Annotated in this window: 14 protein-coding genes; 1 reads left to right on the top strand and 13 read right to left on the bottom strand. The window is 66.5% G+C overall.

What is annotated here, in order from left to right:
* The 12 genes from DP116_RS28720 to DP116_RS24955 all read right to left on the bottom strand — a co-directional run.
* Positions 1–215 (bottom strand): hypothetical protein (locus DP116_RS28720; RefSeq protein ID WP_211173496.1); only part of this gene is annotated, 215 nt, incomplete at its 3' end.
* A complete protein-coding gene (locus DP116_RS25005; RefSeq protein ID WP_169157727.1) occupies positions 212–481 on the bottom strand; it encodes a hypothetical protein in 270 nt (89 codons plus the stop codon). The genes DP116_RS28720 and DP116_RS25005, both read right to left, overlap by 4 nt.
* The gene (locus DP116_RS25000) at positions 478–927 is read right to left on the bottom strand and encodes an XF1762 family protein (protein WP_211173495.1); all 450 of its coding nucleotides are present in this window, start codon (positions 925–927) and stop codon (positions 478–480) included. The genes DP116_RS25005 and DP116_RS25000 overlap by 4 nt, the downstream gene beginning before the upstream one ends.
* A complete protein-coding gene (locus DP116_RS24995) occupies positions 924–1559 on the bottom strand; it encodes a hypothetical protein (RefSeq protein ID WP_169157726.1) in 636 nt (211 codons plus the stop codon). The genes DP116_RS25000 and DP116_RS24995 overlap by 4 nt, the downstream gene beginning before the upstream one ends.
* Positions 1556–1885: an HNH endonuclease gene (locus tag DP116_RS30225; protein WP_339381559.1), complete on the bottom strand. Its 330-nt coding sequence runs from the start codon at positions 1883–1885 to the stop codon at positions 1556–1558. The genes DP116_RS24995 and DP116_RS30225 overlap by 4 nt, the downstream gene beginning before the upstream one ends.
* 203 nt (positions 1886–2088) lie before the next feature.
* A complete protein-coding gene (locus DP116_RS30220; RefSeq protein ID WP_169157716.1) occupies positions 2089–2415 on the bottom strand; it encodes a hypothetical protein in 327 nt (108 codons plus the stop codon).
* Positions 2416–2570: 155 nt separating this feature from the next.
* Positions 2571–2888, bottom strand: a complete 318-nt coding sequence (locus DP116_RS24980; protein WP_169157715.1) for a DUF6948 domain-containing protein — start codon at positions 2886–2888, stop codon at positions 2571–2573.
* Between the two features lie 135 nt (positions 2889–3023).
* A complete protein-coding gene (locus DP116_RS24975) occupies positions 3024–3587 on the bottom strand; it encodes a hypothetical protein (protein WP_169157724.1) in 564 nt (187 codons plus the stop codon).
* Positions 3588–3610: 23 nt separating this feature from the next.
* Positions 3611–4498 (bottom strand): ATP-binding protein, encoded by an 888-nt coding sequence (locus DP116_RS24970; RefSeq protein ID WP_169157723.1) that lies wholly within the window; start codon positions 4496–4498, stop codon positions 3611–3613.
* Positions 4464–5384: a PD-(D/E)XK nuclease family protein gene (locus tag DP116_RS24965; protein ID WP_169157722.1), complete on the bottom strand. Its 921-nt coding sequence runs from the start codon at positions 5382–5384 to the stop codon at positions 4464–4466. Before DP116_RS24965 ends, DP116_RS24970 begins: the two co-directional genes overlap by 35 nt.
* Before the next feature lie 141 nt (positions 5385–5525).
* Positions 5526–5804, bottom strand: coding sequence for a hypothetical protein (locus DP116_RS24960; RefSeq protein ID WP_169157721.1), 279 nt, complete (start codon positions 5802–5804; stop codon positions 5526–5528).
* Complete coding sequence (locus tag DP116_RS24955; RefSeq protein ID WP_169157720.1) at positions 5801–6187, bottom strand: hypothetical protein; 387 nt, start codon at positions 6185–6187, stop codon at positions 5801–5803. The genes DP116_RS24960 and DP116_RS24955 overlap by 4 nt, the downstream gene beginning before the upstream one ends.
* 85 nt (positions 6188–6272) lie before the next feature.
* Here DP116_RS24955 and DP116_RS24950 point away from each other — a divergent pair, with 85 nt between their 5' ends.
* Positions 6273–6704 (top strand): hypothetical protein, encoded by a 432-nt coding sequence (locus DP116_RS24950; RefSeq protein ID WP_169157719.1) that lies wholly within the window; start codon positions 6273–6275, stop codon positions 6702–6704.
* Here the strand turns inward: DP116_RS24950 and DP116_RS24945 are convergent.
* Positions 6691–7401, bottom strand: a complete 711-nt coding sequence (locus DP116_RS24945; RefSeq protein ID WP_211173494.1) for a hypothetical protein — start codon at positions 7399–7401, stop codon at positions 6691–6693. The two genes, DP116_RS24950 and DP116_RS24945, sit on opposite strands and share 14 nt — an antisense overlap.
* Positions 7402–7852 lie beyond the last annotated feature (451 nt).

The following is a 7852-nucleotide window of genomic DNA, read 5'->3' as shown; positions in this document are numbered from 1 at the left end:
GCGTGGACGGTGACGGCTCCGCTAAGCGGCACCCGATCGAAATACGCGCGATCCTGCTCGGCCAAATCGCGCGTCGCCGGGTAACTCCGCCAGCCCCAAATGCTGTCCCGCACGCCCCACCACGCCGGCAGCTCGGCCAGCGGCCCGAAGACCGCCCGCAGCTCGGCCGGGTCGTCGCACAGGATCGTGATCAGGTCGCGGATGTCGTCGCTCACGACTCACCTCGCTGGTCCGCGATGACGGCCGCCGCCGTGAGCGGGACGACGGAATGCTTCGTCGGGGCGTAGTAGTCGTCCCAGAATTTTGCGGTCGTTTCGGCGGCCTCTCTCACATCCCATCGCCGCGCGTCGAATTCGGGTCCGACGGTCCCAGCTCGACGGACGATCCACCACGCCGGCCGCCGCATCAGCTCGGCGAGCAAATCCGCCTCGCGGTCGAAGCCCGCGCGACGCAGACCGGAAAGGTCGGGGAAGGGGGTCATTGGGTTGCCTCCCATCGCATCTTCTTTTGGGTCGGGTGCAAGTCCACACGCGGCCGATCGACTCGGCTCCACTTCCCGCCGCCCGCTTCGCCCACGCATTTCCAGCCCGCGGCCTCAAGGCTCGTCCCCGGTTCGCTGTCGAGGATGTAGGTCACCAGCCGCCGATAGCCCATCGCTCGCGCCGCACGCCACGCAGCCGCGTACAGGATCGAGCACGCATTGCGGCTGCCGTCCGTGCAGAGCCGAGTCACTTCCGCCGTCCAGCCGTCGTCGAGCATTCGGGACACGGGGCGACCGACGATCACGACGCCCCGCGGCGATGACTCCCCGTCGGCCGCGCACCCGATGGCGAACAACCCGCCCTGCGGCGCGCGATGATGCCGATGGTGGGCCGCTACGAATCTCGCGGCCTCCTTCAGCGTCAGCGGGTGAATCGACAGGCTCACGCCTTCACCTCCGCTTCCTTCGCCGTGAGTTCCGCCACGCGCCGCAGCGCCATCGCCGTCAGGGAACACCCCTGAGAATCGACGTGGTCCGCGTACAGCAGATAGTTGACCGGATCGGACCACGCGGCGCGAGCGAACGGGGCTTCGTCGGGGAAGGCGATGCAGCGCTCGATAGACCAGAGGCCGGCAAGGTTGAGTCGCTTGGCGGAATCGAACTCGCCGAACGTCCCGAGAAAAACATGCTCGACCTTCCACTCACGGAACGGAATGAAGTTGCCGCTGTTGCCGGGCCACTGAACCAGAGAGGCGATCTCCTGCCAGTTGTAGTGCGGCCATCCGCGCCACTCGGCGACCGGCACGCGGCCGAAGGGGAAGACGAGCGAGTCGCTTTTGAACCACGACGGAGCGCTCTCGTCCCAATCGAACGGCTCCCAGCCTTGCGGAGTCTGCGACCACATGGATCGGTTTCCCGGAATCCACGTCACGCCCCTCATCGGAATCGGCTGCCCGCCCAGCCGCACCAAATACAGTTCGTAGGACGTGCGAATTCCGCACGCGAACAGCCCCTCGCGATACGCGGCGTTGACTTGGTCGATCGTCGGCCGCGGCGGCTGGGGCGTGTCGATTTTCATGCCACGTGGCTCCAGTATCGTCCGATGCAAATATCGCTGACTTGCTTGCGAGAGATGCCGAAGATTAGGGCAATCTCGCGATGCAATTTCCCCTCGCTCCGGAGACGCCGAATTTCCCTGACATCGTCTTCCGTCAGTTTCGCCTGCCCATGCTTCACTCCATGCGGGTGCCTGTTGAGTCGCTTTTGGTCAGCAGAGTTTTCGGTGGAGGTGTCCCACCTGAGGTTCGCCACAAAGTTGTTGGATGGATCTGGGTCAGGAAAGTGACATGCCTCCATCCCCTCTGGGCATGGGCCGACGAACGCTAACAGAACGATCCGATGCACCTGCTGTCGCGAGGGTTTTCCATTAACCCACAGCTGCACAGAGAGGTGCCCCTTTGCGCTCCTGAGTGGTCGAAGGACGTGCGGTCGGCGGAAGTAGTTGGTGTTCCAAACTTTTCCGCCGTCAGAAACGAAGTACCCTGGATATCCGGGGATTTCCTTCGCGTCCGGGGGAACATCTTCGTAGATCAGCCACGTGTCGGGCTTCACGATCGCACCTCCGCGAACGAGTCTTGTTCGATGCCGTTCTTCCGCGCCCACTCGACCACCTCCGGCCACAGCCGTTCGCTCGTCGGGATGGTGCGGAGCACGTAGTGACGGGACATCTCGACCGGCCCGTGATCGCACTCCCGATCGAGGACCGTTTGCGGTCTCGCCCCTTCGCGGGCGAGCTGCCCGAGGCCCGCGTTCGTGCCCCAGATGCGGACGCAATGACAGCCGTAGGCGAGGAACATCTGAGCGTCGCGCGGGTGCTGCTCGATCGCAGCGACGAAGACGAACCCACGGTCGGCCACGACAATCGTGAGATTCACAAGGAGTCTCCCAAGGGGTTAAGAGCCGGAGCCGGAGCCGTCGCCGTAGCCGGAGCCGTAGCCGTAGCCGTAGCCGGAGCCGTCGCCGTCGCCGTAGCCGTAGCCGTAGCCGGAGCCGTAGCCGGAGCTTCCGCACCACTCCGGGATAGCGCCCCTCAGGACGACCACGGCGCCGCCTCCCAGCGAGCCTTCGCCTCGTCCGTCACGGCGACAACGCTCGTGATGGACCGCAGCTCAATGTCCGCGGGCGGGCCGATCCTGCATGACGCGCTCGGGCCGTTCGCGGCGAGCCCCATGAAACCCTTCACGTCACGGCTCCAGTAGACGCAGAGGCGTCCCGCGCGAAGCTTGATGACGTCGCCGTCCGTCTCCTTCGCGAATCCTGCGAACACGCCCCGGTGCGCGGTGGTGACGAGCACGTAGCGTTCGCCAGTGGTCTTCTTCGTCGTCGCGATCTTCTTCTTCGTGGCCATGGTCAATCTCCGTTGTCGTGGGTGAGGGGCGGTTGTGGTCCCCCGTCGGGCCTCGAAGCCCGAATCGCGCCGGCCTTGGGGGGATAGGCGTCGCGCGGGGGATAGGTGGGCCGCTCGCAACGGCCCGGCAGTCACTCAGAACGCGCGACCCTTGCCACCACCGGCGGCGTTCGCGCCGTAGGGGAACGACGTGCCCTGGAGCTGGTCGTTCGACGGCTGCTCTGCCGGCTTGAGAGCGAGAGCGAGGCCGCGGAACCGCTCGCCGAGCCTGGCCGCCTTCACGGCGTCCATGGCGTCGTCCTTACGGAGCCCACGACCGCCGGCGAGGGAGTTCACCCACTTCACCTCGGGGAACGACTTGCCCTTGTGGCTGTCGTTCGGCCCGTCGTACGGCTTCATCTCGACGACGATTTCCACCTCGTTCGCGTCGAGGCCGTGCAGGCCGGTCGCGAAGCATCCGAGGTCGTCGCCCGTCCAGCCGCACGCGCGGAGCGATTCGATGGTGCGCTCGGCGACCGTCTTGCCCGAGGGGCCAGCCTTCTCGCTGAGCCAGCCGCTCCACTTCACGGTCTCGCCGAGGCTCTCGCCCTGCTCCACCACCTTGAACTCGACGCCGACGTAGGGCGTGCCCTTCACGCCGCTCTCGCCGAGCATCACGTCCACCGCCTTCGCCCTGTACTTGCCGTCCTGCTTGATCATGGTCTCTCCTTTGGTCTCTCGGGTCAGGCCGCCGACTTCTCGGCCAGGTAGGTCTTCACGGTCTCGATGGCGGCACGGAGCGTCTCGACGCTCTCGCCGCGGTCCGCGAGGAAGCCGTGCGCCTTCGTGGCTACGTCCTCCCCCGCAAGCGTGCAGAGCTCGACGAGCTCCTTTCGCAGCACGTCGGTGCTCGGCGGCACCGCGGCGGCCTCGAACGACTTCCAGTCGAGGTCCACCTTGCGCGGCAGGCCGAGGCGGTTCTTCGCCACGAACCCCGTCTCGCGGACGGTGCGAAGCACGCGCCGCCCGCTGACGATGGCGCGGTTCTTCTGGCCTTCCTTCTCGAACACCGCGGCGTCGAACTGCGCGAACAGCACGGCGTCGCACCACTCGTTCGTCAGGCCCCACGCCTTCTCCTGAAGCTTCGGCCGGTACATCTCGTACTGCCCAAGCTCCGGGTCGTCGTGGCGCTTCCGGTGCTCGTGCGCGATGAGCACGATGTGCATCGCGCGCTTCGCCCGGAGGTTGTCGAGACCGGAGAGGAACCGACGCCACTCGTTCGCCAGGGCCGCGTACCCGCCGCCCCACGCGAAGTCCGCCAGCGTCTTCTTCTTCGCCTCGGCGCAGACGTGCGCCACCGCCAGCACCTCGAGGGCGTCGAGGGTGTCGACCACCAGCGTCTTGAAGTCGTGCGGCTTGTCGGCCAGCTCCTGGAGCACGCCGAGCGCTTCGTTCCACGACTCGGGCGCCGGCAGCTTCGCCACGTCGATGAACGACGCGCCGTCCTCGAGACACCACACGAGCGCACCGGGCGCACTCGCCCCGAACGTCGTCTTGCCGACGCCGGGCACCCCGTACACGCAGACCGCGAGCGGCCTACGCTGCGGGCCGCGCTGAATTCGTTCCAGCATTGTCTTTCCTCTCTCTCTTCGCCGCATCCTTGAAGAGATGCGGGTCGTCTAGGGACGCCTCACCCGCGCACACGGGGGCGTAGTCGCAGGCCCGGCCGAACTTCTGGCACTGGTCCGGGTTGCGGGGGTAACGGCCGGTCCGCGAGGCCGACACGATTTCGTCGGCGAAGTGCCAGACGTCGAGCGCGTGCTCCCGCTCCTCACGCTCCAGGCGCACGAGCGTCTGCCGCTGGAAGTACCACTCGGGGCGCGCGTGCATGTCGAGCACGATGCGCTCCTGAAACGCGTCGGGCGTCTCGTCCTTCTTCGGCCGGAGCTCGGGCTTCCGCGCGACGTCGTAGATGCAGTCGCGCACGTCGTAGCCAAGCGCGCGGGCCGCGGGGAGGTAGGTCGAAACCTGCGGATCCATCACCGCCACCCGACGCCAGAACGCCGAGCCGAGCGTGATGTCCTCGCCCGAGGACTTTGACTCGACGACAACGAGTCGACCGTCGATCTCGGCCACCGCGTCGATGAACCCGGTCAGGTTGCACTCGGGATGCACCGCACCCGTTACCGGGTGGACGATGGGGACTGTGAACTCGACCTGCGTGGCGATGAGGCGGCACGGGACGTCGCCCCACATTGCCGAGTAGCCGATGAGCATCGCGCAGAGCTTGGCCCTCGCGAACGGGTCGCCCTCGTGCATGGCCACCTTCGCAGCCCGCAGCAGACGGTCCTGCGCGCCTTCGCCCTGCCACCACTCCTGGAGGCAGTCGTCCCACGAGCGGCCCACGAGGAGCGGCGTGGGCGTCTTGCGAGGGACGCGCAGTTGGACGTAGCCGAAGCCGTACTGACGCTTGCAGTTGCGCCAGGTGCGGATCTGGTTGTGAGAGAGCGTCTTCATGCGGCGCGCTCCTTCCCCTCCAGCTCCTCAACCCGCCGCCGGAGCCGCGCGTTCTCGCGCTCCAGCCATTCGTTGTCAGCGCGGTACTCGTCGCGCTCCGCCTCAAGCCGCTCGATGACGGCCCGCAGAGGGGCGAAGAGGTCAGAGCTCACGGCACACCGCCTCATAGAGAGCCGTCGCCACCATGTGGCGCTCGTCGGCCGAGAGCAGCGGGAGGAGGTCCACCGGCTTCGACCGGGGCGACGCCGTGAACCGGTCCTCGACCACCGACTGGATCTCGAGGTGGTCCCAAGGCTCCTCGTTGTGCGCCACGGCGAGCTGGTGGCAGTCGATGAGGGTGACGACGCCCGAGGCCCAGTAGTCCTCGCCACGGAGCGTCACGCTGGTCTCGACCTCGTGGGTCAGGTTGCGGGCGGTCACTGCGCCGCCTCCACCGCGTCCACCGTCACACTGGAGAGCTCCCGCGCCTTGCGCGCCCACCCCTCGGCATCCGAGGCCCACGCGTCCGCCTGCTCGCGGCAGGACACCACACGCGTCGAGTACGGCGAGTCCCCCTCGGCGATGTACCGAGCGGCCATCTGCATGGCCCTGACCCGCGCCACCACGCACGCGTCCGCCGCCTTCCGGGCGCTCAGAATCCGCGCCAGCCGGTGGTCGTCCTCGGCGGCGTCCTGGCAGCTCTGCTTCTCGCAGGGGCCGTCGTCTTCCGGAGACGTGCCGTTGCACCAGTGGCAGCCGGTGACGGGCTCAAAGGGCGCGCTACGCAGCGCGTAGTCGGTCGAAAACCATTCGTCGCGGCTCATGCGAATCAAGAATAATGATTCTGAACCAGACGTCAAGCGGTCGGTTCAGAAATAGTGTCTCACCGAGCCTGGTAGCGTCGACTCCATGGAAAAGAGCGCCAAGAGGTCCCTTGCGATCGCCGCGTTCCTTGCTTTCTGGGCCATCGCTGGTGTGTTCGGCTGGGCCTACTGGCAGGACGCGAAGGCCGATGCGGACCGGAACGGCGTCGAGATGACGGCGTCGTACGGAGGCTCGTGTGGCCCCGACTATGCGAGCGTTGTGGCACGCAACCGAACGTCCAAGACGGTTCGGAAGGTGAACTTCCACCTCAACGTCTACGAACGCGGCAACTCAGAGAACCTGAACCACGAGTGGCCCGAGTGGACGTACGTCTTGAAGCCTCATGCGCAGGAGAGCGCGTGCTTTCGCTTGCCGCCTAGCGCTCGGCCGCGCGACGGAAAGGCGTTGAACCTGACCCTCGATGCGCGCCCTTGGAGCGTCGACTACTTCGCGGAGGGCGACTTCATCCCCCAATAGCCTTCCGGCGGTGGCCGTCCGATGACGGCTCGGGCTCGACCTTTGGCTCTCGTCGCTTGGCGGCCGTCTCGCGGATCTCCTTCTGCGTCCGACGCGTGACCTTCCGCTGGAGCGCGTCGCGCTCGGCCGATGCTCGGTCTAGGCGAACCTCCTCGAGGAGCGTTGTGACCCACCAATCCACGTCGCGGCCAGTGAATCTTGGGTGTGCGTACGCCGCCACGATGGTCTCAAGCTGCGGCCGTGTCCCCTGGCCTAGCCCAAGGACGGCGTCGACGGCCTTGCCCGCGGCCGAGTCCGGATCCGATGCCTGTTTCGCGCCCTCCGCACCGCTCTCCTGCCACCAGCGGTAAGCCGCAGCCCGCATGTCGTCGTAGCTAGCGAAGCCGAACGCGCGCGCGTACCCGGGGCCGGTTTTGTTCCCGACGCCCATCCCACCAAGAACGTTGGACGGCGCGGACTTCGCGATTCGAGCGATCCGCGCCAGGTCCTGGAGCTCGCGGTTGCTTGCCTTCCATTCGCGGATCTTCATCCGAACGAACCCGCTTAGCGCGTCCTCGCGATTCCGCTGCATAGACGCAAGCTTAGCGGCTTCTGCAACATTGATTCTGAAACGGCCCGAAAGCTGCTGGTTGATTCTCGGTTCAGAATCATTATTCTTGAACCGTATGGCGTGTCCAACCTGGTCTGAGAAGTTCACCGCGCACATCTCCAAGCGGTTCGGCGAGCACGCGCAGCAGAAGGCCGCGTTCTCGCTTCGTGTCGCGCCTTCCAAGGTCCACTACTGGTGTCACGGCGCGACACCCCGCCGCGAGACGCGAGATCGGATCGCGAAGTGGTCGAAGGGCGATGTTCCGGCAGAGGCGCCGGTCGAGTCGTCTTCGTCCGCCGCCGAGTGACCACGCATCGAGCCTGCGACCGTCCGGTCGCGCTGTCGATGCTGAACGCGTCGGATTTCCGCTCCGACAAACGCCCGCAGTGCTGCACGAGCGTGCGGCTGAACTGACCGAGAGGGGTACCTGAACAATGCGTGTAAAATACAATGATTCTCGATCTGTCAACGCTCTGACAGCTGCCGCGCTGGAGACCGCCGCGTCCCTCGGCTTCCTCGCCGGCTTCGCCGCTGGCGGGTTCGTGGGGTGGTGCTTCGG

Source organism: Brasilonema bromeliae SPC951 (assembly GCF_012912135.1).
Classification (GTDB): Bacteria; Cyanobacteriota; Cyanobacteriia; order Cyanobacteriales; family Nostocaceae; genus Brasilonema; species Brasilonema bromeliae.
This window is presented reverse-complemented; position numbering and strand designations above follow the sequence as displayed.

What these genes read in the sequence shown, in the direction of transcription:
- DP116_RS25005 (WP_169157727.1), bottom strand. Translation starts at nt 481, where the DNA reads ATGACCCCCTTCCCCGACCTTTCCGGTCTGCGTCGCGCGGGCTTCGAC.
- DP116_RS24995 (WP_169157726.1), bottom strand. Translation starts at nt 1,559, where the DNA reads ATGAAAATCGACACGCCCCAGCCGCCGCGGCCGACGATCGACCAAGTC.
- DP116_RS24980 (WP_169157715.1), bottom strand. Translation starts at nt 2,888, where the DNA reads ATGGCCACGAAGAAGAAGATCGCGACGACGAAGAAGACCACTGGCGAA.
- DP116_RS24975 (WP_169157724.1), bottom strand. Translation starts at nt 3,587, where the DNA reads ATGATCAAGCAGGACGGCAAGTACAGGGCGAAGGCGGTGGACGTGATG.
- DP116_RS24970 (WP_169157723.1), bottom strand. Translation starts at nt 4,498, where the DNA reads ATGCTGGAACGAATTCAGCGCGGCCCGCAGCGTAGGCCGCTCGCGGTC.
- DP116_RS24965 (WP_169157722.1), bottom strand. Translation starts at nt 5,384, where the DNA reads ATGAAGACGCTCTCTCACAACCAGATCCGCACCTGGCGCAACTGCAAG.
- DP116_RS24955 (WP_169157720.1), bottom strand. Translation starts at nt 6,187, where the DNA reads ATGAGCCGCGACGAATGGTTTTCGACCGACTACGCGCTGCGTAGCGCG.
- DP116_RS24950 (WP_169157719.1), top strand. Translation starts at nt 6,273, where the DNA reads ATGGAAAAGAGCGCCAAGAGGTCCCTTGCGATCGCCGCGTTCCTTGCT.